The sequence below is a fragment of the Serratia proteamaculans genome (assembly GCF_004684015.1).
Classification (GTDB): Bacteria; Pseudomonadota; Gammaproteobacteria; order Enterobacterales; family Enterobacteriaceae; genus Serratia; species Serratia proteamaculans_F.
In genome coordinates this window covers 61,592-87,262 of sequence record NZ_SRIA01000010.1, presented here as the reverse complement: position 1 = coordinate 87,262, position 25,671 = coordinate 61,592, and the positions used below count along the sequence as shown (strand labels likewise).

Below are 25,671 nucleotides of genomic sequence, written 5' to 3'. Positions count from 1 at the left end.
AGCGCAAAAACCAATAGAGGCCGCAACGCTGCGACCTCTACCCCGCGATGCCTTGCCCTAAACCTTATTGCCCACCTGGCTGAGACGCGGCCACACCAGCATCAATGCATCGAGCAAGCGATATAAATCTTCACGGCTGGCACCTTCTCGCGCCTGAACCGACATGCCTTCAATGCTACAGACGATGAATTTGGCCAACAGCGCGGTATCGGTTTTCGCCAATAACTCGCCCTGCTGTACCTTACGATCAAAGCAGGCGCGCAGGCTGGCTTCATTCGAATGATGTTTTTTACGCAGCATCTCGGCCACCTCATCGGAAGACGAAGACAGCGCCGCAGACGCACAAACCATAAAGCAGCCGGAGGGCGTATCCGGGTCGGTAAACACCTCCGCAGAGGAACGCACATAGGCCTCAACGATTTCCGCTATCGGCAAATCCTGCTCCAGCAGTTGATTGGTACAGGTAGTGTATTTTTGCAGATACCGCTCCACCGCCGCGCGGAACAATCCTTCCTTGTTACCAAACTCGGCATACAGCGTTGGCGCTTTGGCACCGGTAACCTCAACCAGATCGGCCAGCGAGGTTGATTCATAACCGTGCCGCCAGAACAGATCGAGTGCGCTGTCCAGCGCACGGTCGCGATCAAACTGCTTCGGTCTGCCACGCGTTTTTTTGGCGCAGACTTCTTCATTGATACTCATAGACCCTCTCTTATCCCGCCCCGCAGCAGGGCTCACCAATTAAATTAACGATCATTATAAAAAAATATTGCGCTGCCGTCGAGAAGCGATTAACATTTAGTTATCGATCGTTAAGTAATCTTAACGACAGACATTAACAAACCCAGTTTACGCTTCTGATATAGGAATTAACATCATGAAAAACTTGAAAATCACTCTAGCCGCCATCGCCCTTGCCTCTGCATCTTTCGGTAGCTTCGCAGCCGACCTGGTTCACAGCCAACCGGCAGATCAGCAAAAACTCGGTGTGATCACCGTCAGTGGTGCTTCCGATATCAGCTCGCTGGAAGCCGATTTGGCAGCCAAAGCAGATGAAGCTGGTGCAAAATCATTCCGCATCATTGGTGCCGGTGGTAACAACCAACTGCATGGTACCGCTGTAATCTATCAATAACAGTAAGTTAGCTTTAAATAGTCAGAAACGTAATGACCATTATGCTTCTGGTTAACGACGGTAATAAAAAATTAATTAACGAACACTAAAAAAATAGTTGCAAAGCGCCGAACAGGCGTCTAACATTAAATTATCGATCGTTAATTAATTTAACGACCCAATAAAAAACATCGTACAGAATATCGAGATAGGAAATAAGACCATGAAAAACCTGAAAATCACCATCGCTGCCATCGCACTGGCTTCTGCTTCATTCGGTAGTTTCGCCGCCGACCTGGTTAACGCTCAGCCGGCCAATCTGCAAAAAGTCGGTGTGGTTACCGTTAGCGGGGCTTCCGACCTGACCAGCCTGGAAAATCATCTGGCTGCCAAAGCGGATGCCGCAGGTGCCAAATCATTCCAGATCATCTCAACTACCGGCGACAACAAGCTGCACGGTACTGCGATCATCTACAATTAATTGCTGATTCAGCAAGAGTGCAAAGAGGCGGCCTTAGCCGCCTTTTGTTTTATTGCCCCGCCGAAAATCATTCTGCTCCACAGTACTATTCAGTCGTTTTGCAAATCTTTTAGCATATAGATATCGCAGCCGTGGTGGCCGGTATTGCCACGCTTTTCCGTCAGCAAAGTGAAACCCAGCGCATGATATAACCCCAGCGCTTCTTTGAGTTGCTCAGTGGTTTCCAGATAGCAGTAACGGAACCCCGCCGCACGTGCCGCTTTCAGCGCCTGCACTACCATATAGCGCGCCATTCCCAACCCCCGTACACAGGGTTTAAAAAACAGTTTTTGCAATTCACAGTATCCAACATCTCCCCCCTTCAGAGGTGCAATGCCAACGCCCCCCACCAACTTCCCATTCTGTTCCAGTACCCAATACTTACCGCCGTTATCCTGGTAAACACCGGTCAGGCGATCCAGATCGGGATCATGCAGACTGACGCCTTCCATCTTATCCATAGCGTACTCGCGAAATACGCTACAAATAATGCCGGCCATCGCGGCGTCATCACTCTGGGTTATCGGGCGTACCAGCAAACCGGCATCGCGCTGCTTGCGTGCGCTGCGTAATGTCGCAGTCATCTTTTTCATTGCCGCTGTCGTAGCGGCCAATTCATCGTCGTCCAGCTGCGCCAACGCGTCTTGCATAAAACCGTCGGCGTTGGCTTCAATGGCCGCCAGCGTTTTGCGTCCCAATTTGGTCAGTTGATTCAGGTTATGCCGTTTGTCATGCGGATAATCCACCGCCTCAACCATGCCCGCGGCAACCAGGCTGCGCACCGCCCGACTGGCGCTGGCCTTATCGATGCACAGTCGGGCCGCCAGTTCTGTAATGCCAATCGGCAATCCATTGATCTCAATCAGAATGTGGATCTGCAACGGCGAAAATCGGGTCCCGTTACTTTGTTTATTCAACATGCCCAACTCTCTGACCAAATTACGTGACAACGCCCTGAAATCTCTGATGTTCATAGTCAATCTCCCTGTCTGCGTGAGCAGCAAAACCCCGCACTTAGTTGATAGTGTTATCTAAATTCCCACTACCATAGCGGATCTTTGATAAGGGATAAATCCTGCTCAAACAGAACGTTGGCACCAACCGGGCAAATCAGTTGGAGTTAAATTCTGAAAAACAACCAACTCATGAAATAAAAAATCAATTAACCCAGGATGAGCGAACGATAAATCAGTCAAAAAACAGGCGATCGGGAAGATCCGCCAACCCATGAATAACAAACCTGGGTAATGCCTTGTATTTTAATGGACTATTTCGTGCCCGATACCGGCACTTACGTCGGCATTAAGTTACTTTTTGTTACATATACCTGAAGTTCTATCTCTGCCACCCAGCGCCTAAACCGAGTTTCCCTTTTGCCAAAAGTAGCCCATGCTGTAACGGTATGGGGTGGGCCACCGCTCATTCTGCCCCTCTTTCTGGCTCATGGAGACGCTGGCTCATGACGAAAAAAACCACCTTGCTGCAGTTTTTCCATTGGTATTACCCGGATGGCGGTCAGTTATGGCCAGAGGCTGCCGAACGCGCCGCGCACATTGCCGAACTGGGTATCACCGATTTGTGGCTGCCTCCTGCCTATAAAGGGGCTTCGGGCGGCTATTCCGTGGGTTACGACAGCTACGATCTGTTCGATCTGGGTGAGTTCGAGCAGAAAGGCAGCCGCGCCACCAAATACGGCGATAAAGAAACGCTGGCAAATGCCGCGGCTAAGCTGCGCGACAACGGCGTGCGGGTGATTTATGACGTGGTTTTCAATCATAAGCTCGGTGCCGACGAGAAAGAACAGGTGCACGTGTACAAGGCCGATGCCAACAACCGCAACGATATTAACGACCAGGGCTTCGACGCACTGGCCTACACCCGTTTCACCTTCCCCGGCAGGCAAGGCACCTACTCCAAATTCATTTGGGATTACAAATGCTTCGGCGGGGTGGATTACGTTGAACAGCCCGATGAAAAAGGCGTGTTCAAAATCGCCAATGACTACGGTGACGACGGCTGGAACGACCAGGTTGGCGACGAAAAAGGCAATTATGATTATCTGATGGGTGCGGACGTCGAATTCCGCAACACAGCGGTAGTAGAAGAGCTGAAATACTGGGCGCGCTGGCTGCTGGAAACCCTGCCCTGCGACGGTTTCCGTCTGGATGCAGCCAAACACATTCCGGCCTGGTTCTTTAAAGAGTGGGCTGACCACGTGCGTGACAGCGCGCAGCGTGATCTGTTTATCGTCGCCGAATATTGGTCGCACGATCTGGCGGCGCTACAGCAGTATATTGACCTGGTCGAGGGTAAAGTGATGTTGTTCGACGTAGCCTTGCACCTGAAGTTTCATCAGGCATCGAAACAGGGGGACGGCTTCGACATGGCGCAGATGTTCACCGATACCCTGACAGCTGCCGATCCGGCCCATTCGGTCACGCTGGTCGCCAACCACGACACGCAACCGCTACAATCGCTGGAAGCCCCGGTCGAACCCTGGTTCAAGCCACTGGCCTACGCCCTGATCCTGTTGCGCGAACAGGGCGTGCCCTGCGTGTTTTATCCTGACCTGTACGGTGCCAGCTATAAAGATAAAGGCAGCGACGGCCAGGAGTACCAGATTGATATGCCGGTCATCCCTGAGCTGGAAAAGTTGATTCAGGCGCGACAACGCTTTGCCAACGGCGTGCAAACCGATTATTTTGATGATAAAAACTGCGTGGCCTTCAGCCGCAGCGGTACCGCCGACGCCCCCGGTTGTGTAGTGGTGCTCACCAACGGGGCTGAAAGTGGCAAAGCGGTTTCACTGGGCACTGAACTGGCGCATAAAAACTGGCGCGACCTGCTCGGTAACCGTCAGGATGAGGTTACCACCGACGAACAGGGGAATGCCTTTTTCCCGGTTAACGGCGGCAGCGTCAGCGTTTGGGTACTGGCAGAAACCCTGTAGCGGGTGCGCCGTTGCGGCCCTGTGTCGCAGCGGCGGCAAACTAAATTTTGCCTTTCGGGTCTAAATTGAGGTAACACCTTAGCAAACCATTCACACCGGAGCCTAAATAGGGTACAAGGCTGCATGAAAATTCCAAAACGACTCCAGCCATTGGTAGATGATGGTTTAATCGACGACGTCATCCGCCGTTTGAAAAGTGGCAAAGAAGCCGACGTCTTTATCGTGCGCTGCGGCGAAGAGATCCGCTGCGCCAAAGTTTACAAAGAAGCAGACAAGCGTAACTTCAAGCAGGCCGTGAACTATCAGGAAGGCCGCAAAGTGCGTAACAGCCGTGATGCGCGAGCCATGAGCAAAGGGTCGAAATTCGGTCGCCAGCAGCAGGAAGAAGCCTGGCAGAACACCGAGGTCGACGCGCTGTACCTGCTCGCCAAAGCGGGCGTGCGTGTGCCGCAGCCGGATATCTGTCTGGATGGCGTGCTGCTGATGGAACTGATCACCGACGAAGAAGGCCTGGTAGCGCCGCGTCTGAGCGATGTTACCCTGACGCCGGAACAGGCTCGGGCCGATCACGCACTGATGATGAATTATGCAGTACGCATGCTGTGCGCCGGGCTGGTACATGGTGACTTGTCGGAGTTCAACGTGCTGATGGACAAAGATGGGCCAGTGATTATCGATCTGCCGCAGGTAGTAGACGCAGCTGCCAACAACCACGCCAAAAGCATGTTCGAACGTGATATCAACAACATGACGCAGTTTTACGGCCAGTACGCGCCGGAACTGCTGGGCAGCAAATACGCCAAAGAAATCTGGGCGTTGTATCAGGAAGGCAACCTGACGCCGGCCAGCGTGTTGACCGGCAAGTTTGTCGAGAGCAATAAACGCGCCGATGTCGGTTCAGTGCTGGAGGAAATCCAGGCGGCCAGCGAAGAACATCAACGCCAGTTGATGGCCCGCAACGAAGAAGATTAACATCCCCCCGGTCATCTCTCTGTGGCCGGGGTTTATTGAATCCTGAATGACTTTCTGTCGCCGCTTCTTGCTTCCCCGCCCTAACCCGGCATCAGGCCAATAAAGCTGGTTTTCTTGCGTGGCCCGGTCATCAAGGCTTCCAGTTTTTCCACGCATTGCAGATAGTGCGGCGTCTTTTTGTGGGCGGCGACCGCCTGCTCGTCCCGGTAGGCTTCATAGATATAAAAACGCGTCGGGATGGTCTCATCCTGCAACACGTCAAAACGCAGATTACCCGGCTCTTCGATCGCCCCCAGATGATTGGCGCGAAACACCTCAATAAATTCGTCGATTTTGTCCTGTTTAACGTTAATTTCTACCAGAGTGACGTGCATGGTGGCTCCTTGTTTCACCTTGAAGGTCAATGTGCTTTCCAACCATAGGTTTATTCCTGCGGATTTACCCCCCGCAACGGCAATTTTGCAGCACAGTTCACAAATCCTGCCAGCCCCACCCTTTCCCCCACCAGCGCCAGGAGCCCCGCATCTATAGTTAAGATCCCAACCCCAGAGAGAGTGAGCTATGGATAACTATTTGATGGCACTGGACGCAGGCACCGGTAGCATTCGCGCGGTCATCTTCAGTCTGGCAGGCAATCAGATCGCTCAGGGCCAGGCGGAATGGCGACATCTGGCGGTGCCGGGGGTACCCGGCTCGATGGAGTTTGATCTGGCCCACAACTGGCAACTGACCTGTCAGTGCATTCGCCAGGCGCTGCAGAACGCCGGTCTCTCTGGTCAGGCGATCCGTTCCATCGCCTGTTGCTCGATGCGCGAAGGCATAGTGCTTTACGATCGCGACGGCACGCCAATCTGGGCCTGCGCCAACGTCGACGCCCGTGCCAGCGAGGAAGTCAGCGAGTTGAAGGAGCTGCATAACCATAATTTTGAACGTGAGGTGTACCAATATTCCGGCCAAACGCTGGCGTTAAGCGCCATGCCGCGCCTGCTGTGGTTGGCGCATCACCGGCCGGACATTTACCGTCAGGCCGCCACGCTGACCATGATCAGCGACTGGCTGGCGAATATGCTCAGCGGCGAACTGGCTGTCGACCCTTCCAACGCCGGAACCACCGGCATGCTGGATTTGGCCAGCCGTGACTGGCGACCGGCGTTACTCGACATGGCCGGGCTGCGCGCCGATATGCTGTCACCGGTGAAAGAAACCGGCAGCGTACTGGGGCACGTCACCGAACAAGCGGCACAACAAAGTGGCCTGCTGCGCGGTACGCCGGTGGTGATGGGCGGTGGCGATGTACAGTTGGGCAGTCTGGGCTTGGGCGTGGTGCATGCCGGGCAGACTGCGGTATTGGGTGGCACCTTCTGGCAACAAATCGTCAATCTGCCCGAACCGGCGACCGACCCGGAGATGAACATCCGTATCAATCCACATGTGATCCCCGGTATGGCACAGGCAGAGTCGATCAGCTTCTTCACCGGATTGACCATGCGCTGGTTCCGCGATGCGTTTTGCGCAGAAGAAAAGCTGATGGCAGAACGCTTGGGCGTAGATACTTACAGCCTGTTGGAAGAGATGGCAGCTCGTGTCCCGCCAGGGGCCTACGGAGTGATGCCGATTTTCTCCGATGCCATGCATTTCAAGACCTGGTACCACGCCGCACCTTCGTTTATCAACCTGTCGCTCGACCCGGAGCGCTGCAATAAACAAACGCTGTTCCGTGCGCTGGAAGAAAACGCGGCCATTGTGTCAGCCTGCAATCTGGAGCAGATCGCCCGTTTTTCCGGCGTACAGGCCGGTTCGCTGGTGTTCGCCGGTGGTGGTTCGAAAGGCAAGCTGTGGAGCCAGATCCTCAGCGACGTTACCGGTCTTAAAGTACGCGTACCGGTGGTGAAGGAAGCTACTGCGCTGGGCTGCGCGATCGCTGCAGGAGTGGGCGCCGGGCTGTATGAGTCGCTGGCCCAAACCGGTGAACAATTGGTGCGTTGGGAGCATGAGTATCAGCCGGATATGGCCAACCATGAGCTGTATCAGCGGCAAAAAGAGACCTGGCAGCAGGTCTATGCCGACCAGTTAACGCTGGTAGACCATGGCCTGACCACCTCGATGTGGAAAGCGCCGGGATTGTGAATCTGGTTCGGGCGCAGCCTGCTGCGCCTGTCAGATAAGCTTATGCCCATTAAGCATTTGGCCTGCCGATGGGCTGCCAACCGCCGTTAGGCTTGCCTCGCGTGATTATTCCTCCTCAGAAACAGTGTAACCACCGCAAACGGATTTATCCGCCGCAGATGCCTGCGTAAATTGTGATCTCTGTCACTCCGCGCCCGTCGCGCGGTTTACGTATTCACCTGGGATGAGCGGTACTATGCTGAATAATAATGATAAACCTGCACCATCAGCCTGGCTGGCGATTTTCTCGCTGACGGTTGCCTGCTTTGTAATGGTCACTACCGAGTTTTTGCCAATCGGCCTGCTGACCAATATCGCGCCATCGCTGGATGTCAGCACCGGCAGAGCCGGTTTGATGGTGACAGTACCGGGCATCATAGCGGCGATCGCCGCACCGGCGCTGAGCCTGGCGGCCGGTCGACTCGACCGTCGTCTGCTGATGCTGGCGCTCAGCATACTGCTGGCCGTCTCCAATCTGGTCTCCGCGCTAGCGGTTAACTTCCCGATGATGCTGCTGGGCCGGGTATTGCTGGGTATCTGCGTCGGCGGCTTTTGGGCCTTCGCCGCCAACTATGGCCGCCACCTGGTGCCAGAAGCCAGCCAGGGCCGCGCCACCGCGCTGATCCTCAGTGGTATTTCGGTCGGTGCCGTGTGCGGCGTCCCCGCCGGGGCCTTGATTGGTGACCTGTTCAGTTGGCGTGCCGCCTTCTTTGGCAGTGCGGTGCTGGCGATCGGGGTGTTACTGGCGCAGCTGCGCCTTTTGACTTCCGTCCCACCCACTCGCCCAGTCACCGCACGCGATCTGCTGTTGCCGTTGCGCCTGCCAATGGCGCGTACCGGGCTGATTGCCATCGTGCTGTTGTTTATCGGCCACTTCGCCGCCTATACCTACCTGAAACCGCTGCTGCAACAGGTGTTTGTTCTCAGCCCGTCGGCAATTTCGCTGCAACTGCTGGCCTACGGTGCCATTGGCCTGTTGGGTACCTTCCTTGGTGAACGATTGGCCGAACGCAGCCTGCGCGCCACCTTTATCCTGATCACCGCCATGTTGGCCGCCATTCTGATTGTCTCGCCGTTCCTTAGCGGTATCGCCGGGGCCACGCTGATGGTGATGGTGTGGGGGCTGGCGTTTGGTGCCGTGCCGGTCTGCGCTACCAACTGGATGTTCGCCGCCGTACCACAAGCCCCAGAGGCAGGTCAGGCATTGTTGGTCTGCGTGATCCAGATTGCACTGGCCTCCGGTGCGCTACTGGGCGGTGAAGTGGTCGACTGGCAGGGCGTCAGCAGCGCCATGCTGTTTGGCGGCGCGCTCACCCTGTCCGCCGCGCTGGTTTTCGGCCTGACCTTGCGTTCCGGCATGATTGGCGCTAAACAGTCATAATCATTATTCATCCGCAGAAACACACCCCGGCCTCTGCCGGGGTTTTGCACTGAGAGCGCAATGGATCATCATTTACTCGCTATCCGGGTGTTTAACCGCGTGGTCGAAACCGGCGGTTTCACCCGCGCCGCAGACTCGTTGCGGATGCCCAAGGCCACCGTCACCAAGCTGATTCAGAACCTGGAAGATCACCTGCAGACCAAGCTGTTCCAGCGCACTACCCGCAGCGTGTCGGTCACCGCCGAGGGGGAATGCTACTACCAGCGGACGGTCAAGTGGCTGGCGGAGCTGGAGCAAATGGAAGGCAGCATGACCGAGTCGCAAAGTGCGCCTCAGGGTGTGCTGCGCATCGACGCAGGTGGCTCAACGGCGCGGCAGTTGCTGGTACCGGCGCTGCCGGACTTTATCGCGCGCTACCCGCAGATACAGATCGACCTTGGGGTCGGCGATCGGCTGATTGATTTGATTAACGACAGCGCCGACTGCGTGATCCGCAGCGGTCCGCTGGCCGATTCCACTCTGATTGCCCGCCGGCTGTTCGAACTTGAATGGGTCACCTGCGCCACCCCAGCCTATCTGGCGCGCCACGGCACGCCGCAACACCCGTGCGATCTGGAGCTGGGTTTTCCGCTGGCGCACTACCGCCATGCGCTGAACGATCGCATCCAGCCGCTGCACTTTGTCGATCGGGGCAAGGAGATTGATATCCAGCACCGCTATCACGTCAGCGTCAACGAGGGCAATGCCCTACTTGCCGCGGCATTGGCCGGGCTGGGCATTATCCAGACCTTCCGCTTTATGGCGCAGCCACATCTGGACAACGGCGAACTGGTCAGCCTGCTGCAAGACTGGCAACCGCCCTCGGAACAGATGTACGTGGTCTATCCCTCCAATCGCCATCTGAGCGCCAAAATGCGCGTGTTTATCGATTGGGCGATCGAGACCTTCAAATAAGCGAAAACTGCCGCTATAGTTGGCTGCTATTGGGCAAAAAACGAACCGAATTATGCGTATTGAACCACTGTCTGCATATCGCCAACGCATTGATGAACTGGCCGCATTACTGCATCTGGAGTGGCAGGATTTCCCGCCGTGGAGCTGTCGCGAAAAAATCAGCCGTCGTCTTGAACAGCGTTGCGAACCGCAGCATCCTGGCATGACGCTGTTGGCTCTGTCGCCGCAACAAGAGATCCTCGGCACTGCCAGCCTGATCGTTTACGAACTGGCGGATAAGCCGGAGCGAAAATTCTGGATGGGTGAAGTCTTTACTCACCCCCAGCACCGTGGGCAAGGGGTGGCTCGCCGCCTGATCGATCACTGCGTCGCCCACTGCCGCCAGCAACAGATCGCCGAGTTGTATCTCTACACTCCCGATCAACAGTTGCTGTATCAAAAACTGGGCTGGCAACCGGTTGAGTTGCGGGAAGTTTGCGGCGAAGAAGTGACGGTGATGTGCCGCACGCTGTAATCCGGCACGTTGTGGTATTATTTACCCATTATTGTTATCACCCGACAGGTACACACCATGGCATATATCCCAAAAAACTACGCTAGGCTGGAGACCGGCTACCGCGAAAAAGCGCTTAAAATCTTCCCCTGGGTCTGCGGACGTTGCTCACGCGAGTTCGTTTACTCCAACCTGCGCGAACTGACGGTCCACCACATCGATCACGACCACAGCAACAACCCGGAAGACGGCAGCAACTGGGAAATGCTGTGCCTGTATTGTCACGACCATGAGCACTCCAAATACACCGAAGCCGATCAGTACGGCTCCACGGTGATTGCCGGTGAAGACGCACAAAAAGACGTCGGGGTAGCCACCCATAACCCGTTCGCCAATCTGAAATCGATGTTGAAAAAGTAGCCTCCCCTCTCAGCCATCATTAGCAGCTTAATAAGTTATTAAGCTGCTAAATTAAAAAAACTCCCTCCGCACGGCCACTTCCCAGAGCATTCCTACTTGCCCAGCTACTAAGTTATCAGCAAAATAAGCTGTAAAGTTAACCGCATACTGGCTTGGCAAGCCGCCACCGTTGGTGCATATTGTTCAAGCGTTGTTATTGTTAACCTGTTTAATTACCAACCCAATAAGATGTTAACTTAATAAGTTATCAACTTAATAACTTAAGAGATGGCAGCATGATTGTTTTGATTGGCTCGCAAAAAGGTGGCGTAGGGAAATCGACCAAGGCGGTCAATATCGCCGGATATCTGATCCTCAAACAGGGCAAAACCGCTATCATCGTTGATGCTGACGATCAGAAATCAATCATGACCTGGTACAACGACCGCCAGAATATCGAAGGCCTGCCGCATATTCCGGTGGTGGCTGCCTCGGGCAAAATCAAAGAAACCTTACTGGAACTGGATCGCCATTACGATTACGTGATTGTCGATACCGCCGGCCGCGACAGTGCCGAACTGCGTTCCGGCCTGCTGGCCGCCGATCTGTTCCTCTCCCCGCTGCGCCCTTCGCAGATGGATCTGGACACTGTCGGCTATCTGTCGGAAATGTTTGCCACCGCGCAGGAATATAACGAGAAGGTGAAAGGCTACATTGTGCTGAACATGTGCCCGACCAATATCTTTATCAATGAAGCCAACGAAGCGGCTCAGGTGCTCAGCGAATATCCGGAGTTGACGCTGGTCAGCAACCGTCTGTGCGACCGCAAGATTTATCGCGATGCCTGGGGCGAAGCCATCACCGTGCATGAGGCAAATAACCTAAAAGCACAGGCGGAAATCGAAAGCCTGGTGAAGGAGGTGATCCTGTGAAAAAACGCACCCCAAGCCAGCGTATGTCGGAAGACGAATTCATCAACAGCGCCACTTCCCACACTCTGCTGGCTCCCGCCCCGGAAGCCAAACCGCAGGGCCGCAAACGCACCTATAAAGCCATTTCGGTCAGCCTGACCGATAACCACGTCGACGCCATCGATGAAATCATTGTGCAGGCGGCACGTAACGGTGTAGTGCGCATTACCCGCTCCGACATCATCAAGCTGGCGATTGATGGCCTGGCCGAAAAAAGCGAAGACCATCTGCTGCAACTGCTGAAAAAGCTGTAATTAGCTTCATAACCTGCCAGCTTAATAAGCCACTACTCTATTACGTTGGCAGGTAAAAAACCCTGTTCCCGCAGTATCCCCTGCCCCTGCTCCGCCAGAATAAACTCTGCCAAAGGCTGCGCACGCGCATCCAACAGGCACAGGCCGTAGACCGCGTCTATCGCCAGTGGCGTGGGTAACTGACGCACCAACAATTCGGCATAACCCGCCAGCGCTGCACCATAGCTGGCATAGCCGAGGAAAATATCTGCCTGCCCGCTATTGAGCAGGTACTCTGCCGCCAGGCGATCCGCCGGCAGCGGCGCCGAGTCCGCCCCACCTACCAACGCCAAAGCCCGTTGCTGTAAGGCTACCCCCTGCCCCGACGCTAACCGCTCAATGCGCTCGAACAGTTGCTGCGCATAGTCGCCGGAAGGATCAGCGCCCGGCGTTGATGTCGCCACTCGCCAACGTGAGTCCAGTAACACCTCCAGCAACGGCCGTTCGGTCAACCCGGCAATATTACGCACCGTGGCGCACAGACGATTGCGGGCAAAAGGCTCAATCCGTGACGACAATTGCAGACTTACCAATCGCTGCGGATGCGCCAGATTGGCTGAAGCAAAAATATGTGGTCGCTCCCCGGCTTCGATTCGCTGGCGCAGCAGGCCCGCCGGGCCAAACACCGCTTCGACCCTTTCTCCGGTTTGCGCCTGAAACGCGGCCAACAAGGGGCCGAATGCCCCGCACAGGCTACCGGCGGCGAACAACAAGATATTACTCACGCCCACGCTCCCGTTGGCTGCGATACAAAGGCACCAGGGTTTCGAACTGCCGACCGTCAATTTGCAAGGCTACCCGCTCAATCGCTAAATCAAACAGCGGCGACAGGCTCTCGGCCGTCAGCACTCTGGCGCAAGGCCCAATCTGATGCTGTCCTGCATCCCCTAACAACAACGCGCGATCGGCCACCGCATGCGCATGATTGGGTTGATGGGTTGAGAACATCACCGCCATCTGCCGCTCCCGTGCCAAATGTGATATCAGGCTCAACACCCGGTCCTGATGATGCAAGTCCAATGCGGAGGTCGGCTCGTCGAGCATCAACACTTCGCAGCTCATCGCCAGTGCGCGGGCTATCAATACCAACTGCCGCTGTCCACCGGACAGGCTGCCAAATTCACGTTCGGCAAAACCCAGCATATCCAGCGACTGCAACGCTTCTTTCGCCACCCGGTGGTCCTGCGCCGAAGGAGAACGCAGCAGACCCACATAGCGCGCCCGCCCCATCAGCACAATATCCAATACCCGATAAGCAAAGGGGGCAGTGAAATGCTGTGGCACAAAACCGATACCCTTGCCGCGATCGACCTCGCCTTGCTGTAACGGTAAGGTGCCGAGCAGCAGTTGCATCAAAGTACTCTTGCCACGCCCGTTGGGGCCCAGCACCGCCAACACCTCACCGCGCTGTAACTGCAGACTCAACCGGCTAAACAAAGAAGCCTGTCCGGGCCAGCCAAAGCTCAAATCCCTGACCGTCAATAGCGTCTCAGCCATGCCAACCTCTCCGTTGCGCCCGGCGCAACAGCAACGCAAACAGCGGCGCACCAATCAGCGCAGTCAGGATCCCCAAGGGGATTTCGCTGCTGCTCAGGGTACGCGCCAGGTCGTCAATCAACACCATATACAGCGCCCCAAGGCACATAGAGGCAGGCAGCAGGCGGCGATGATCCGGGCCGACCAACAATCGGGCCACATGCGGGATCACCAACCCGACCCAGCCAATGCTGCCACTGACTGCCACCTGTGCCGCGACGATGGCGGCACACAGCGTCAAAATCAACCAACGAGTCCCTTCAACGTTGATGCCCAGCCCTGCGGCGTCTTCATCCCCGAGCGACAACAGATTAATACGCCAGCGCAATGCCATCAGTAACCCACCGGCCAACAACAACGGCAGGAACAACATCAGCAGTTTGTTATCGTCGGCGGTCGCGAAACTGCCCAGCAACCAGAACACGATGCTCGGCAGTTTCTCTTCGGTATCGGCCAGATATTGCAGCAGGCTGACGCAGGCGGAGAAAAAGCCACTGAGGATCACCCCCGCCAGCACCAGCGACAGAATATTGCGCCGGGCGATAGCGCTGGTAATGGCAAAAATCAGCAGCAAGGCCGCCATGCCGAACACGAAAGCGGACAGCAACAGCGCCGCCATCGGCAGGCTGAGTAATATCGCCAGCGTGCCGCCAAAGGCTGCACCGGAAGAGACACCGATAATGTGCGGATCCACCAGCGGGTTGCGAAACACGCCCTGCAGCGCCGCGCCGCACAGGGCCAACGCCGCCCCGGCCCCCATCGCCAGCAACACCCGGGGCACGCGCACCCCGAGGATCACCTGGCGCTGTACTTCATCAATGCCGCCGTGCGGGCCGATCAACGGCTCCAGCAAGATTAGCAAGCTGTGGGTCGCCGACACCGGATAGCGGCCGATCCCCAGTGATAACAGTGCGCAAAGCAACGTCAGCAGGAGCAGCCAGCCCAACCTCATTGCTTGCTCTGACAGCAGCTACTGCGGTAATACTGCCGGTAGTAGGCGTCCACCCGCTGTGGCAAATTAACGTCGCCAAAACGCTGCGGATAGAGTTTTTTCGCCATCCATAATTCGCCCAGCGCCAGCGCCTCCGGCATTGGGTAACCCCAGGCCTTGGCGTATTCCGGCATCAGATAGACACGCTTATTTTTCACCGCATCAATCCCCTGCCACTGCGGCGAAGCGAGGATTTGCTTTACCACCTCGGGATAGCGTTCCTGCACGAAAATCACCGCAGGGTTCCACTTCAGCACGTCCTCAATCGATACCTGTTTGAACCCCTTAATGTCCTTTGCCGCCACGTTGAGCGCCCCGGCATGCTGCATCATCAAACCGGTGTATTTGCCCGAACCGTAAGTGGTTAAGTCCGGGTTGGCCATATAGACCCGCACCCGCTGGTCTTCCGGCAGGTCGCGCAGCCGGTCCGCCACCAGCGCCCGCTGCTGGAATACGTCCTGGATCAGCGCCTCGGCCTGTGGCTGGTGGCCCATGACCCTGCCGATCAGGCGGATGCCATCCTGCAAGCCCAGGTTATAGGCCTGGTCCTCGTCTTTCAGCACCGGGTTAATTTTCCCTGCCTGATCCGCCGCCTCACGGCGCAGTGAAATCGCCACCACCGGGATACCGGCCCTTTCAATCTGGGCAATCATTTCCGGCGGCGCATAGTTGGCCACAAACACCACCTGTGGATGCAGGCTAAGCAGGCTTTCGATATTGACCGAGGTAAGATCGCCCGGCATCGGCATGTTCGCCAACCCAGGGGCCAGGCGCAGATAATTCGACCCCAATTGCTTCTTCCAACTGCTGAGCACGCCAACCACCTGCGGCAGCGCATCGAGCTGCACCAGCAGGTTCAGCGTCTGATGTTGCAACACCACCGCGCGGGTGATGGTATCGGGCAACGTGACCTGTCGGTTGAGTTGATCAGTCACCTGACGGTCCGCCTGCGCGGCACAAGAGAAAAGGACAAAAAGCAGCAACAGCCGTGGGAAGCGTTTCAACATGGAGATTTCCGGTGAGTTATCGTTGTATACAAAATGATATAGCGATAGCCATGGCGAAACAATCAGCGGGATCAACGATTGAGGAAATGAGAGGGGATAAACAAGAAGTGTTGGCATGGCAATGCCAATAAAACCCTCCCCCGCGGTAGCGAGAGAGGGTCATCAGATATTACTTCAGCGTAAAGCTCTGCGCCTGTACGTCGTCGGAATCCAGGCCGACAAACACATTAAACTTGCCCGGTTCCGCGCCCCATTTCAGGCTGGCGTTAAAGAACTTGAGATCCTCTTCGGTAATAGGCAACTCCACCTTCTGCGCCTGCCCCGCTTTCAACATCACCTTTTTAAAGTTACGCAACTCTTTCACCGGGCGGCTGACCGAAGCGGTCACGTCTTGCAGATACAACTGCACCACGGTGGCACCGTCATATTTACCGGTGTTCTTGAGCGTGACGCTGGCGGTCATCTTGCCGTTGCGCTCCATCGTCGGGCTGGAGAGTTTCAGACTCGACAGGCTAAAGCTGGTGTAGCTCAGGCCATAACCAAACGGATACAGCGGGCCGTTCGGTGAGTCGAAGTAGCGGGAGGTGTACTTGCCCGGGTTTTCCTTGCCGAACGGACGGCCGGTATTGAGATGGTTGTAGTACATCGGGATCTGCCCGACCGAACGCGGGAAGGTCATCGGCAGCTTACCCGACGGGTTGTAGTCGCCAAACAGCACGTCGGCTACCGCATTACCGCCCTCGGTGCCGCTGTACCAGGTTTCCAGCATCGCATCCGCCTGTTGGCTTTCCCAGCTCAGCGCCAGCGGGCGGCCATTCATCAGCACCAGCACCAGCGGTTTACCGGTCGCCTTCAGCGCGGCGATCAGGTCACGCTGACTTTGTGGAATGGTGATGTCGGCACGGCTTGAAGCTTCATGCGCCATGCCCTGAGATTCACCCACCACCGCCACCACCACATCGGCTTTCTTCGCCGCCTGCACCGCCTCATCGATCATCTGCTGTGGCGGACGGGTATCAAATACCACCGCCGGCTCATACTCGTTCAAGTAGTCGATAATGCTCTTGTCCTGAGTGACGTTGGCCCCCTTGGCGTAGAGGATTTTCGCCTTGTCGCCCACCGCATGTTCCAGCCCTTCGCGCAGGGTGACCGACTGTTTAATCACCCCGGCTGCCGACCAACTGCCCATGACGTCACGCTGGCTGTCGGCCATCGGCCCGACCAGCGCAATGGTTGCCTGCTTGCTGAGCGGCAGCGTCTGCTTATCATTCTTCAACAGCACCATGGTTTTACGCGCAACTACGCGCGCTTCGGCACGGTGCAAACGGCTTTCGGCATTGGTGTCCTTCGGATCAGAACCGACCGGACCAAGGTGGGTGTAAGGGTCTTTAAACAGCCCCATATCATATTTGGTGTTCAGCACGTCGCGGCAGGCACGATCGATGTCGCTTTCCGATACCAACCCGTCCTTCACCAGCCCCGGCAGATATTGGTCATAATATTCGTCGCTCATGCTCATATCGACGCCGGAGGTGATCGCCAGACGCACCGCATCGCGCGCGTCTGCAGCCACGCCGTGTTTGATCAACTCCTTAATCGCGCCGTGGTCACTGATGGTGATGCCCTTGAAGCCCCACTGGTCGCGCAGCAAATCTTTCAACAGCCACGGGTTAGCGGTAGCCGGAATGCCGTTTATCGAGTTGAGCGAGACCATCACTCCGCCGCTGCCGGCGTCCACCGCGGCCTTATACGGCGGCAGGTAGTCCTGGTACATTCTTAGCGGGCTCATATCGACGGTATTGTAATCGCGGCCGCCCTCGGTGGCACCGTATAGCGCAAAGTGCTTCACGCTGGCCATGATTGAGCCGGGCTTGGACGGGTCGCCGTTTTGATAAGCATCCACCATCACTTTGGCAATTTTGGATACCAGCCAGGTGTCTTCACCAAAACCTTCCGAAACCCGGCCCCAGCGCGGGTCGCGGGTAATATCAACCATCGGCGAGAATGTCATGTTCAGGCCGTCATCACTGGCTTCCTGCGCTGATACCCGGCCACTGAGGGCGATGGCTTCGAGATCAAAACTGGCCGCCAGCCCGAGGCTGATGGGGAACACGGTGCGTTGGCCGTGCACCACGTCGTAGGCAAAGAACAACGGAATTTTCAGGCGGCTGAGCTGCATGGCCTGATCCTGCATGGCGCGGATATCCGGCCGGGTGACGGTATTGAAGATGGCACCAATCTGCCCCTTGCTGATGCCGTCGCGGATCGCCTCTTTCGGGTTATCTGGCCCGACGCTGATTAAGCGCAACTGGCCGATTTTTTCGGCCAGCGTCATCTGTTTCATCAGGTTGGTAACAAAGGCGTCGCGTTGCTGGGCATTAACGCCCTGAATTACGGCGCTTTCCTGCGCAAAAACCGGGCTGATGGCCAGACCGGACAACATACTCACCACACAAAGCCATTTCATATTATTTGATCTCAGGCATGTTCCCGCCGCAGGCGGCGACGGAGATGATTTATCAACGTGAAAAGGCAGTGTGCCATACTCCTTTTCGGCGCAGAAATAATTTGTAATGTTAAAAGTTACAAGCTGTTAGCGGCGGCCGGTCGATAGTTTTGCAGCCGGTTACGGCTTTGCGCCGCTTCATCGCTGAGGAAATTGACCAGCGCGGCTAATGCAGCCGGCACCACCGCCTGTTCAGGATAGACCAAATAGTAGGCCGCGCCGCTGACCACGCTGAGCGGGAATGGCGTGACGATACGCTGCGCCTGAATATCTTCTTCCAGCAGGCACAGGTCGCCGATGGCGATGCCAAACCCCTGTAACGCGGCACTCATCGCCAGGTCGAGCGTATCGAAATGCTGCGCCTTGCCGGATGGCAACGCATCGCTCCCCGCCGCCTTCAGCCACAACAGCCAGTCGCGGCGATCGCGCGTGGGGTGCAGCAGGGTTTTATCCGCCAAATCAGCCGGCCTCGGCGGGCGTGACAAGTCGGGCAGGTACGACGGCGTGCAGACCGGCGTGAGAATTTCATCGAACAGATGATGCGTCCTGAGCTTTTTACCCTGTGGCTGCCCGAATACCACCGCGGCATCAAAATGTTCTGCGCCAAAATCCAGCCCATGCGACACCGAGGCGGTCAGCTCAATATGCATTTCCGGCCGTTCATTTTGCAGCCGGATAATGCGCGGCAACACCCAGCGCATGGCGCAGGTCGGGCACTTGATGCGCAGAGTACCCGGTTGCGCTCCCACTCGCGCCAGTGCTTCGTCCAACTGCCCCAGCGCCTGCTGTACCGGTGCCAACAGCATCGCGCCTTGCGGGGTCAGCGTCAGACCGCGTGCCCGGCGACTGAACAGCGGATAACCCAGATGCTGTTCCAGCCCGAGGATCTGCCGACTGACCGCGCCCTGCGTCAGATGCAGGCTCTGGGCGGCGTGGGTAAAATTGAGCCGTTGCGCCACCACCACGAAGGTTTTCAACACGTCGAGCGAAGGTAAGGATGTTGACATAACGGCCTCTCAAGCCATGATTTGAACGCATGGCTAGTATGACAAACTTTCCCTTGTTGGCCCACCCTCGGTGATGCTTAATCAAACGATACCTCCCCCACTTCCCTGGAGCCACTCATGCAGAGCGCCTGCTCACACAGCTCGAAGTTGCCGGATGTCGGCACCACTATTTTCACCGTTATCGGCCAGCTCAGCGCTGAACATCAGGCATTGAACCTGTCGCAGGGCGCGCCGAACTTCGCCTGTGAACCGCAATTGGTCGAAGCGGTAGCGCAAGCCATGCGCAGCGGTCATAACCAGTACGCACCGATGAGTGGCGTGGCAACATTACGCGCTGCATTGGCGGATAAAGTTGAACGTTTGTATGGCGCCCGCTATGACGCTGACGAAGAAATCACGGTTATTGCCAGTGCCAGTGAAGGATTGTATTCCGCCATCAGCGCGCTGGTGCATGCGGGCGATGAGGTGATTTATTTCGAACCGGCGTTCGACAGCTATGCGCCGATTGTCCGTCTGCAAGGCGCCACGCCGGTCGCCATCAAACTGTCGCTGCAGGATCTGCAAATTGACTGGGACGAAGTCGCCGCCGCCATTAACAGCAAAACGCGGATGATCATCGTCAACAGCCCGCACAACCCGACCGGCAGCGTGTTTGGCGAGCATGACATCGAACGGCTGACCGCCCTGACGCGCAACACCGATATCGTCATCCTGTCCGACGAGGTTTATGAACACGTGGTGTTCGACGGCGATATTCACCACAGCATGGCCCGCCACCCACAGTTGGCCGAACGCAGCGTGATTGTGTCGTCGTTTGGCAAAACCTATCACGTGACCGGCTGGCGCGTCGGTTACTGCATGGCACCGGCAGCGTTGATGGACGAAATCCGTAAAGTGCACCAGTTTATGGTGTTCTCCGCCGATACGCCGATGCAGTATGCCTTCGCCGAGGCGCTGGGCAATCCGCAAAGTTATCTGGGTCTGGCAGACTTCTATCAACAAAAACGTGATTTACTGGCGAGCGCGCTGCAGGATTCGCGCTTTGAATTACTCCCCAGCCGTGGCAGTTTCTTTATGCTGGCCCGCTTTAGCGGCTTCAGTAGTGAAAGCGACAACGATTTTGCGGTGCGTCTGATCCGTGAAGCCAAAGTCGCGACTATCCCGCTGTCGGCGTTTTACAGCGACGGCACCAATACCGGCATCATTCGACTGAGTTTTTCAAAAGACAATGAGACCCTGCTGGAGGGCGCACGCCGTCTGTGTCAGGTATAACGCATTCATTTTTTTGCTTTGACCATGGGAAAAGGGCTCCAACTATGACATCACTGAAAACGTTGATCGCCGCAGGCTGCCTGCTGGCCGCCGGTTCCACGCTGGCGGCGGAAAACACGATGCGCTTCGGGCTGGAAGCGCTGTATCCCCCGTTCGAATCCAAAGCCGCCAGCGGCAAGCTCGAAGGCTTTGATATCGATCTGGGCAACGCGGTTTGTGCCGCCGCACAGTTAAAATGCAGTTGGGTCGAGACTTCGTTCGACAGCCTGATCCCGGCGTTGAAAGCGCGCAAGTTCGACGCCATCAACTCGGCGATGAACGTCACCGACCAGCGCCGCCAGGCAATTGACTTTACCGATTCAATCTATCAGGTGCCGAATCGCCTGATCGCCAAGGCCGACAGCGGGCTGCTGCCTAACGCCACCTCACTGGCGGGCAAACACGTCGGCGTGCTGCAAGGCTCGATTCAGGAAACTTACGCCAAGGTCCACTGGGCACCGCAAGGCGTAGATGTGGTGTCCTATCAGGATCAGAACCAGGCTTATCTTGACCTGACCGCCGGGCGGCTCGACGCAACGTTGGTGATGGCACCGTCAGGGCAAAGCGGCTTCCTGGCGCACCCGGACGGTAAGGGCTTCGCCTTTGTCGGCGATGCAGTCAGCGACGACAAAATCCTCGGTGAGGGCATTGCCTTCGGCCTGCGCAAAGGGGATGACGCGCTGAAGAAAAAGCTGAATGAGGCGATTGTCAAAGTGAAGCAGCAAGGCACCGTGAGCGAACTGGCGAAGAAGTATTTTGGCGATATTGATGTGACGGTGAAGTAAGAAATCAGCTTCAAAAAAGAGCTGAGTTGTTTCATGGTAGGGGCGCTGCATGCTGCGCCCTATCGCATAATCAATGAGTTAAATCGGGTCGAACATGTTCGACCCCTACCGGTTTAGCCTTTACGCGAGTTTGTCACCAGACTAATCTGCGCAATTTGTAATCAAACAAAACACCGGGTGCACTGAAAGGCGGATGACAAATACATGCAGTACTGCTCTCTTTCAGAGCCGAAAATAGAAGAACCAGGCCACCAACCTGGTTCTTTTTTTATGCCCACTTACCGATCAAACACCGAACTGTTCAGCGCGCGATCCTGCTGATGGCGTTCCAGCGCCAGCTCAATCAGGCGAGTGATCAATTGGCTGTAGCTGACGCCGCTGGCGGCCCAGAGTTTGGGGTACATGCTGATATTGGTGAAGCCTGGCAGCGTGTTGATTTCGTTGATCACCACGTTGTTATCCGGCGTCAGGAAAACATCGACGCGCGCCAGTCCGAAACACTCCAGCGCCCGAAAGGCTTTTAGCGCCACGTCGCGGATTTTATCGCTCACCTCCGGCTCAATCGCCGCCGGCACTATCACCTGAGCACCCTGCTCATTGATGTATTTGGTGTCGTAAGAATAGAAGGCGTCGCTCAGCACGATTTCGCCACACAGGCTGGCCTGGGGTTCGTCGTTGCCCAATACCGCGCACTCTATTTCACGGCCGACAATCGCCGACTCCACCAGCACCTTATGATCGAAGCTGAACGCCAGCGCCACCGCAGCCTCAAAACCAGCGCGATCCTGTACCTTGCTGACGCCGACCGAAGAGCCCTGGTTAGCCGGTTTAACAAACAGCGGCAGCCCCAAACGTTCGCTGAGCTGCTCAAAACTGAATTTGGCGCGGTTGCTGCGGGTCAGCGTCACAAAGGGCGCGACCGCCAGCCCGGCGTCACGCAATAGGCGTTTGGTCACGTCTTTATCCATGCTGACCGCCGACCCCAGCACGCCGGCACCAACGAACGGCAGATTAGCCATTCGCAGCAACCCCTGCAGCGAACCGTCCTCGCCCAAGGTGCCGTGTACGATCGGGAACACGACATCGAGCTGACCCAGCGCACCAGCGTTGCCTGATTCGATCAGTTGCTGTTTCTCCTGGCCGGGGATCAGCGCCACATTTTTATTTGAGCGGTTCAGCGCGATCAGCGCCGGGTTTTCCGCATTCAGCAGGTAATTGGACGCATCGTTGATGTGCCATTGCCCCTGCTTGTCGATCCCCAGCAACGTGACGTCAAACTTCTCTTTGTCGATTGCATCCACAATGTTTTTTGCCGACTGCAGCGAAACTTCATGCTCCGCCGATTTACCGCCAAAGATCACCCCAACACGTAATTTGCTCACGCCTTAAATCCTTCTGAAAAATCAGTGCAAAAAAGTCGTTTATCACAATAAACGCATTGCCGGGCGGCGACAATCATTGTGATCCAGAATCTTCCCATGCCACAGAAAGCACAATTCGCAACACCCAAACCATATACACTTCGTATATAAACCGCTTATGGAGCAGCCTATGGGCATTGTGAAAATTTCTGACGCGCTGCATGACGATCTGCGCCTCGCCAGTTTGACGATGACGCGGTCGATCAACGCGCAGGCGGAGTACTGGATCAAGATTGGCATGTTGGCGGAGTTCCATCCGGAACTGACCTATCCCCAACTGGTAAAAAAAATGATGAAAGATAACGCGCTGACGTTAAAGGAGATTGTCGGGTGAAAGAGATTGTGATCAAAACACCGGAACAGATTGCCAAAATGCGCCACTCTGGCGCCCTGCTGGCGCAGGTGTTTGCTATGCTCGATGAGGTGATTGTCGAAGGTATTTCCACTATGGAGATCAACGACCGCGCCGAGGCCTTTATTGTCAATGAGCTGAAATCGCGCCCGGCCAGCAAAGGGCAGTACGATTTCCCTTATGTGCTTAATACCTCAATTGATGATGTGATCTGTCACGGCATTCCGTCGGTCAGCAAAATCTTGCGTTCCGGCATGATTGTTAACGTCGACATTACGCTGGAAAACGACGGCTATATCGCCGACTCCAGCAAGATGTACTGCATCGGCCAGACCACGCCGGTAGCCAAACGACTGGTGAACAACGTGTATGAATCATTGTGGCAAGGCATCCGGGCAGTAAAACCGGGAGCGACGCTGGGTGATATCGGCCACGCTATTCAGCAACACGCCGAACAGGCTGGCTACAGTATTGTGCGTGAGTACTGCGGTCACGGTATCGGCCGGGATATGCACGAAGAGCCGGCGGTGCTGCACTTTGGCCAACCGGGCACCGGTATGGTCTTGCAGGAAGGCATGGTATTTACCATCGAGCCCATGATTAACCAGGGCGACCACCGGATTAAACAGAAGAAAGACGGTTGGACGGTGGTGACCCGCGACAAAAAGCTGTCGGCACAATGGGAACACACCGTGGCAGTCACCGCCGACGGCGTGGAGATCCTGACGCTGCGGGACGAAGAGCGCCAGGCCGGCTTTGCAGAACGCTATTAAGTCACCAGGCTAGTAACCCAATAAGTTAGTAAGTTAATTTATTCGAAGGGAGATCGGCATGACGCAGTCCAACCAGGCATTTCTCAATCAGCTTAAAAACATCGTCGGTGGCCCGCAGTTGCTGACCGGCGAACGCAGCACCGAACGCTACCGCAAAGGCTTTCGCTCCGGCGTTGGCCAGGCACTGGCGGTGGTGTTCCCGACCAGCCTGTTGCAGCTCTGGCAACTGCTGGAGGCCTGCGTCGCTGCCGACAAAATTGTCATCATGCAGGCAGCCAACACCGGCCTGACCGAAGGTTCGACCCCCAGCGGCAATGACTATGACCGCGATGTCGTCATTATCAGCACCCTGCGGCTCAATCACGTGCAGGTGCTCGATAACGGCAAACAGGTGGTCGGTTTCCCCGGCAGTACCCTTAATCAGTTGGAAAAATTGCTCAAACCTTATGGCCGCGAGCCACATTCGGTGATCGGTTCTTCCTGCATCGGCGCGTCGGTGATCGGTGGTGTGTGCAATAACTCCGGCGGCTCGCTGGTCAAGCGCGGCCCGGCCTACACCGAGATGGCGCTGTACGCCCAGTTGGGTGAAGACGGTCAGCTGCGGTTGGTGAATCATTTGGGGATTAAGCTTGGCGATACGCCGGAGGAGATCCTCACTCGGTTGGAGAAAGGTGACTATCGCCCGGAGGATGTCGAGCACGGCGAACTGCGCGCTTCCGACAACGAATACGCCAGCCGGGTACGCGACGTCGATGCCGATACGCCCTCGCGGTTTAATGCCGACAAGCGCCGCCTGTTTGAGGCTTCCGGCTGCGCCGGTAAGCTGGCGGTGTTTGCCGTGCGGCTGGACACCTTCGAGAAAGAAGGCAAGGAGCAGGTGTTTTATATCGGCACCAACAGCACTGCCGTGTTGACCGAACTGCGCCGCCACATGCTGAGCCAGTTCGACAACCTGCCGGTGGCCGGCGAGTACATGCATCGGGATATTTTTGATATTGCCGAAGTGTACGGCAAAGACACCTTTATGATGATCGACAAGCTCGGCACCGACCAGATGCCCAGCTTCTTCACCCTGAAAGGCCGTATGGATGCCAGCCTCAACAAGCTACCGCTATTGCCACACAACCTGACCGACCGGCTGATGCAAGGCCTGAGCCACCTGGCCCCCAGCCATCTGCCGAAGCGCATGAAAGATTACCGCGAACGTTTTGAACATCACCTGCTGTTAAAAATGGCCGGTCCGGGCGTTGAAGAAGCGCAGCAGTACCTGAACACCTACTTTGCCCAGGCCGACGGCGAATTCTTCGTCTGTACCCCGGACGAGGGCAAGAAAGCCTTCCTGCATCGCTTTGCCGCCGCCGGTGCCGCCGTGCGTTACCATGCGGTGCATGCCGACAAGGTAGAGGATATTCTGGCGCTGGATATCGCCTTGCGCCGTAACGACACCGACTGGTTCGAAACCCTGCCGCCGGAAATCGACAGCCAACTGGTGCACAAACTGTATTACGGCCATTTTATGTGCCACGTATTCCACCAGGATTATGTGGTGAAAAAAGGCGTCGACAGCCACGCATTGAAAGAGAAAATGCTGGCGATCCTCGACCAGCGCGGCGCGGAGTATCCGGCAGAGCATAACGTCGGCCACCTCTACCCGGCCAAGCCCGATCTACAGGCGTTTTACCGCGCCTCTGATCCGACCAACAGCTTTAACCCAGGCCTGGGTAAAACCAGTAAGCGGAAAAACTGGGCCGCCCCTAACCGATAAGAGG

At 56.3% G+C, this 25,671-nt stretch carries 26 protein-coding genes; 16 read left to right on the top strand and 10 right to left on the bottom strand.

Annotation, left to right across the window (positions count from 1 at the left end; all coding sequences use genetic code 11):
• Nucleotides 1-57: 57 nt before the first annotated feature.
• On the bottom strand, nucleotides 58-702 hold the full coding sequence (locus tag E5C26_RS07120; RefSeq protein WP_135315662.1) for a TetR/AcrR family transcriptional regulator: 645 nt from the start codon (nucleotides 700-702) through the stop codon (nucleotides 58-60).
• A 175-nt stretch (nucleotides 703-877) separates the two neighbouring features.
• Here E5C26_RS07120 and bhsA (E5C26_RS07115) point away from each other — a divergent pair, with 175 nt between their 5' ends.
• Both bhsA (E5C26_RS07115) and bhsA (E5C26_RS07110) read left to right on the top strand, forming a co-directional pair.
• Nucleotides 878-1,135, top strand: coding sequence for a multiple stress resistance protein BhsA (gene bhsA / locus E5C26_RS07115; RefSeq protein WP_135315661.1), 258 nt, complete (start codon nucleotides 878-880; stop codon nucleotides 1,133-1,135).
• Nucleotides 1,136-1,337: 202 nt separating this feature from the next.
• On the top strand, nucleotides 1,338-1,595 hold the full coding sequence (bhsA, locus tag E5C26_RS07110; RefSeq protein ID WP_012005825.1) for a multiple stress resistance protein BhsA: 258 nt from the start codon (nucleotides 1,338-1,340) through the stop codon (nucleotides 1,593-1,595).
• 89 nt (nucleotides 1,596-1,684) lie between these two features.
• Here the strand turns inward: bhsA (E5C26_RS07110) and E5C26_RS07105 are convergent, their stop codons facing one another.
• Nucleotides 1,685-2,608 (bottom strand): bifunctional helix-turn-helix transcriptional regulator/GNAT family N-acetyltransferase, encoded by a 924-nt coding sequence (locus E5C26_RS07105; RefSeq protein WP_135315660.1) that lies wholly within the window; start codon nucleotides 2,606-2,608, stop codon nucleotides 1,685-1,687.
• 485 nt (nucleotides 2,609-3,093) lie between these two features.
• On the opposite strand from E5C26_RS07105, the gene amyA reads away from it, so the two are divergent.
• Nucleotides 3,094-4,584, top strand: a complete 1,491-nt coding sequence (amyA, locus tag E5C26_RS07100; protein ID WP_135315659.1) for an alpha-amylase — start codon at nucleotides 3,094-3,096, stop codon at nucleotides 4,582-4,584.
• Between the two features lie 123 nt (nucleotides 4,585-4,707).
• Nucleotides 4,708-5,556 (top strand): PA4780 family RIO1-like protein kinase, encoded by an 849-nt coding sequence (locus E5C26_RS07095; RefSeq protein ID WP_135315658.1) that lies wholly within the window; start codon nucleotides 4,708-4,710, stop codon nucleotides 5,554-5,556.
• An 80-nt stretch (nucleotides 5,557-5,636) separates the two neighbouring features.
• Here E5C26_RS07095 and lsrG read toward each other — a convergent pair whose 3' ends face one another.
• Entirely contained in the window at nucleotides 5,637-5,930 is a 294-nt protein-coding gene (lsrG, locus tag E5C26_RS07090) for a (4S)-4-hydroxy-5-phosphonooxypentane-2,3-dione isomerase (RefSeq protein ID WP_012005816.1), read from the bottom strand.
• Nucleotides 5,931-6,117: 187 nt separating this feature from the next.
• On the opposite strand from lsrG, the gene lsrK reads away from it, so the two are divergent.
• The 7 genes from lsrK to E5C26_RS07055 all read left to right on the top strand — a co-directional run bounded on the left by lsrK (nucleotide 6,118) and on the right by E5C26_RS07055 (nucleotide 12,174).
• Entirely contained in the window at nucleotides 6,118-7,683 is a 1,566-nt protein-coding gene (gene lsrK, locus E5C26_RS07085; RefSeq protein WP_167796625.1) for an autoinducer-2 kinase, read from the top strand.
• A gap of 235 nt (nucleotides 7,684-7,918) precedes the next feature.
• A complete protein-coding gene (locus E5C26_RS07080) occupies nucleotides 7,919-9,103 on the top strand; it encodes an MFS transporter (protein ID WP_135315657.1) in 1,185 nt (394 codons plus the stop codon).
• Between the two features lie 60 nt (nucleotides 9,104-9,163).
• The gene (locus E5C26_RS07075; protein WP_135315656.1) at nucleotides 9,164-10,057 is read left to right on the top strand and encodes a LysR family transcriptional regulator; all 894 of its coding nucleotides are present in this window, start codon (nucleotides 9,164-9,166) and stop codon (nucleotides 10,055-10,057) included.
• Between the two features lie 52 nt (nucleotides 10,058-10,109).
• Nucleotides 10,110-10,571, top strand: coding sequence for a GNAT family N-acetyltransferase (locus E5C26_RS07070; protein ID WP_130379667.1), 462 nt, complete (start codon nucleotides 10,110-10,112; stop codon nucleotides 10,569-10,571).
• Between the two features lie 57 nt (nucleotides 10,572-10,628).
• Nucleotides 10,629-10,970 (top strand): HNH nuclease YajD, encoded by a 342-nt coding sequence (gene yajD, locus E5C26_RS07065; protein WP_004942039.1) that lies wholly within the window; start codon nucleotides 10,629-10,631, stop codon nucleotides 10,968-10,970.
• Nucleotides 10,971-11,245: 275 nt separating this feature from the next.
• Entirely contained in the window at nucleotides 11,246-11,881 is a 636-nt protein-coding gene (locus E5C26_RS07060; protein ID WP_135315655.1) for an AAA family ATPase, read from the top strand.
• The gene (locus E5C26_RS07055; RefSeq protein ID WP_012005810.1) at nucleotides 11,878-12,174 is read left to right on the top strand and encodes a hypothetical protein; all 297 of its coding nucleotides are present in this window, start codon (nucleotides 11,878-11,880) and stop codon (nucleotides 12,172-12,174) included. Before E5C26_RS07060 ends, E5C26_RS07055 begins: the two co-directional genes overlap by 4 nt.
• A gap of 32 nt (nucleotides 12,175-12,206) precedes the next feature.
• Here the strand turns inward: E5C26_RS07055 and E5C26_RS07050 are convergent, their stop codons facing one another.
• From E5C26_RS07050 to E5C26_RS07025, 6 genes are all read right to left on the bottom strand, one after another.
• Complete coding sequence (locus E5C26_RS07050; protein ID WP_135315654.1) at nucleotides 12,207-12,938, bottom strand: substrate-binding domain-containing protein; 732 nt, start codon at nucleotides 12,936-12,938, stop codon at nucleotides 12,207-12,209.
• Nucleotides 12,931-13,710: an ABC transporter ATP-binding protein gene (locus E5C26_RS07045; protein ID WP_135315653.1), complete on the bottom strand. Its 780-nt coding sequence runs from the start codon at nucleotides 13,708-13,710 to the stop codon at nucleotides 12,931-12,933. Before E5C26_RS07045 ends, E5C26_RS07050 begins: the two co-directional genes overlap by 8 nt.
• Nucleotides 13,703-14,701, bottom strand: a complete 999-nt coding sequence (locus E5C26_RS07040) for a FecCD family ABC transporter permease (protein ID WP_135315652.1) — start codon at nucleotides 14,699-14,701, stop codon at nucleotides 13,703-13,705. The genes E5C26_RS07045 and E5C26_RS07040 overlap by 8 nt, the downstream gene beginning before the upstream one ends.
• Nucleotides 14,698-15,747, bottom strand: a complete 1,050-nt coding sequence (locus tag E5C26_RS07035; RefSeq protein ID WP_135315651.1) for an ABC transporter substrate-binding protein — start codon at nucleotides 15,745-15,747, stop codon at nucleotides 14,698-14,700. Before E5C26_RS07035 ends, E5C26_RS07040 begins: the two co-directional genes overlap by 4 nt.
• Nucleotides 15,748-15,916: 169 nt before the next feature.
• Nucleotides 15,917-18,214, bottom strand: coding sequence for a beta-glucosidase BglX (gene bglX, locus E5C26_RS07030; RefSeq protein ID WP_135315650.1), 2,298 nt, complete (start codon nucleotides 18,212-18,214; stop codon nucleotides 15,917-15,919).
• A 116-nt stretch (nucleotides 18,215-18,330) separates the two neighbouring features.
• Nucleotides 18,331-19,260 (bottom strand): LysR substrate-binding domain-containing protein, encoded by a 930-nt coding sequence (locus E5C26_RS07025; RefSeq protein ID WP_135315649.1) that lies wholly within the window; start codon nucleotides 19,258-19,260, stop codon nucleotides 18,331-18,333.
• Between the two features lie 117 nt (nucleotides 19,261-19,377).
• On the opposite strand from E5C26_RS07025, the gene E5C26_RS07020 reads away from it, so the two are divergent.
• Both E5C26_RS07020 and E5C26_RS07015 read left to right on the top strand, forming a co-directional pair.
• The gene (locus E5C26_RS07020) at nucleotides 19,378-20,532 is read left to right on the top strand and encodes a pyridoxal phosphate-dependent aminotransferase (RefSeq protein WP_135315648.1); all 1,155 of its coding nucleotides are present in this window, start codon (nucleotides 19,378-19,380) and stop codon (nucleotides 20,530-20,532) included.
• 44 nt (nucleotides 20,533-20,576) lie between these two features.
• Nucleotides 20,577-21,356, top strand: coding sequence for an ABC transporter substrate-binding protein (locus E5C26_RS07015; protein WP_135315647.1), 780 nt, complete (start codon nucleotides 20,577-20,579; stop codon nucleotides 21,354-21,356).
• A gap of 278 nt (nucleotides 21,357-21,634) precedes the next feature.
• On the opposite strand, the gene ddlA is transcribed toward E5C26_RS07015, so the two are convergent.
• Nucleotides 21,635-22,738 (bottom strand): D-alanine--D-alanine ligase, encoded by a 1,104-nt coding sequence (gene ddlA, locus E5C26_RS07010; protein ID WP_135315646.1) that lies wholly within the window; start codon nucleotides 22,736-22,738, stop codon nucleotides 21,635-21,637.
• Between the two features lie 169 nt (nucleotides 22,739-22,907).
• On the opposite strand from ddlA, the gene E5C26_RS07005 reads away from it, so the two are divergent.
• The 3 genes from E5C26_RS07005 to dld are packed head-to-tail and all read left to right on the top strand — an operon-like array spanning nucleotide 22,908 to nucleotide 25,667.
• Nucleotides 22,908-23,111: a ParD-like family protein gene (locus E5C26_RS07005; RefSeq protein ID WP_006324220.1), complete on the top strand. Its 204-nt coding sequence runs from the start codon at nucleotides 22,908-22,910 to the stop codon at nucleotides 23,109-23,111.
• Nucleotides 23,108-23,902, top strand: coding sequence for a type I methionyl aminopeptidase (gene map, locus E5C26_RS07000; protein ID WP_135315645.1), 795 nt, complete (start codon nucleotides 23,108-23,110; stop codon nucleotides 23,900-23,902). Before E5C26_RS07005 ends, map begins: the two co-directional genes overlap by 4 nt.
• 58 nt (nucleotides 23,903-23,960) lie before the next feature.
• Complete coding sequence (dld, locus tag E5C26_RS06995; RefSeq protein WP_135315644.1) at nucleotides 23,961-25,667, top strand: D-lactate dehydrogenase; 1,707 nt, start codon at nucleotides 23,961-23,963, stop codon at nucleotides 25,665-25,667.
• The last annotated feature ends 4 nt before the right edge of the window (nucleotides 25,668-25,671 follow it).

Excerpts from the sequence above, each read along its gene's own strand:
- bhsA (WP_012005825.1), top strand. The coding sequence starts at position 1,338 with ATGAAAAACCTGAAAATCACCATCGCTGCCATCGCACTGGCTTCTGCT.
- E5C26_RS07040 (WP_135315652.1), bottom strand. The coding sequence starts at position 14,701 with ATGAGGTTGGGCTGGCTGCTCCTGCTGACGTTGCTTTGCGCACTGTTA.
- E5C26_RS07035 (WP_135315651.1), bottom strand. The coding sequence starts at position 15,747 with ATGTTGAAACGCTTCCCACGGCTGTTGCTGCTTTTTGTCCTTTTCTCT.
- E5C26_RS07070 (WP_130379667.1), top strand. The coding sequence starts at position 10,110 with ATGCGTATTGAACCACTGTCTGCATATCGCCAACGCATTGATGAACTG.
- lsrG (WP_012005816.1), bottom strand. The coding sequence starts at position 5,930 with ATGCACGTCACTCTGGTAGAAATTAACGTTAAACAGGACAAAATCGAC.
- E5C26_RS07025 (WP_135315649.1), bottom strand. The coding sequence starts at position 19,260 with ATGTCAACATCCTTACCTTCGCTCGACGTGTTGAAAACCTTCGTGGTG.
- E5C26_RS07005 (WP_006324220.1), top strand. The coding sequence starts at position 22,908 with ATGGGCATTGTGAAAATTTCTGACGCGCTGCATGACGATCTGCGCCTC.
- bglX (WP_135315650.1), bottom strand. The coding sequence starts at position 18,214 with ATGAAATGGCTTTGTGTGGTGAGTATGTTGTCCGGTCTGGCCATCAGC.
- E5C26_RS07075 (WP_135315656.1), top strand. The coding sequence starts at position 9,164 with ATGGATCATCATTTACTCGCTATCCGGGTGTTTAACCGCGTGGTCGAA.
- lsrK (WP_167796625.1), top strand. The coding sequence starts at position 6,118 with ATGGATAACTATTTGATGGCACTGGACGCAGGCACCGGTAGCATTCGC.
- E5C26_RS07020 (WP_135315648.1), top strand. The coding sequence starts at position 19,378 with ATGCAGAGCGCCTGCTCACACAGCTCGAAGTTGCCGGATGTCGGCACC.
- amyA (WP_135315659.1), top strand. The coding sequence starts at position 3,094 with ATGACGAAAAAAACCACCTTGCTGCAGTTTTTCCATTGGTATTACCCG.
- E5C26_RS07060 (WP_135315655.1), top strand. The coding sequence starts at position 11,246 with ATGATTGTTTTGATTGGCTCGCAAAAAGGTGGCGTAGGGAAATCGACC.
- E5C26_RS07015 (WP_135315647.1), top strand. The coding sequence starts at position 20,577 with ATGACATCACTGAAAACGTTGATCGCCGCAGGCTGCCTGCTGGCCGCC.
- E5C26_RS07105 (WP_135315660.1), bottom strand. The coding sequence starts at position 2,608 with ATGAACATCAGAGATTTCAGGGCGTTGTCACGTAATTTGGTCAGAGAG.
- E5C26_RS07080 (WP_135315657.1), top strand. The coding sequence starts at position 7,919 with ATGCTGAATAATAATGATAAACCTGCACCATCAGCCTGGCTGGCGATT.
- E5C26_RS07045 (WP_135315653.1), bottom strand. The coding sequence starts at position 13,710 with ATGGCTGAGACGCTATTGACGGTCAGGGATTTGAGCTTTGGCTGGCCC.
- yajD (WP_004942039.1), top strand. The coding sequence starts at position 10,629 with ATGGCATATATCCCAAAAAACTACGCTAGGCTGGAGACCGGCTACCGC.
- bhsA (WP_135315661.1), top strand. The coding sequence starts at position 878 with ATGAAAAACTTGAAAATCACTCTAGCCGCCATCGCCCTTGCCTCTGCA.
- E5C26_RS07120 (WP_135315662.1), bottom strand. The coding sequence starts at position 702 with ATGAGTATCAATGAAGAAGTCTGCGCCAAAAAAACGCGTGGCAGACCG.
- E5C26_RS07095 (WP_135315658.1), top strand. The coding sequence starts at position 4,708 with ATGAAAATTCCAAAACGACTCCAGCCATTGGTAGATGATGGTTTAATC.
- dld (WP_135315644.1), top strand. The coding sequence starts at position 23,961 with ATGACGCAGTCCAACCAGGCATTTCTCAATCAGCTTAAAAACATCGTC.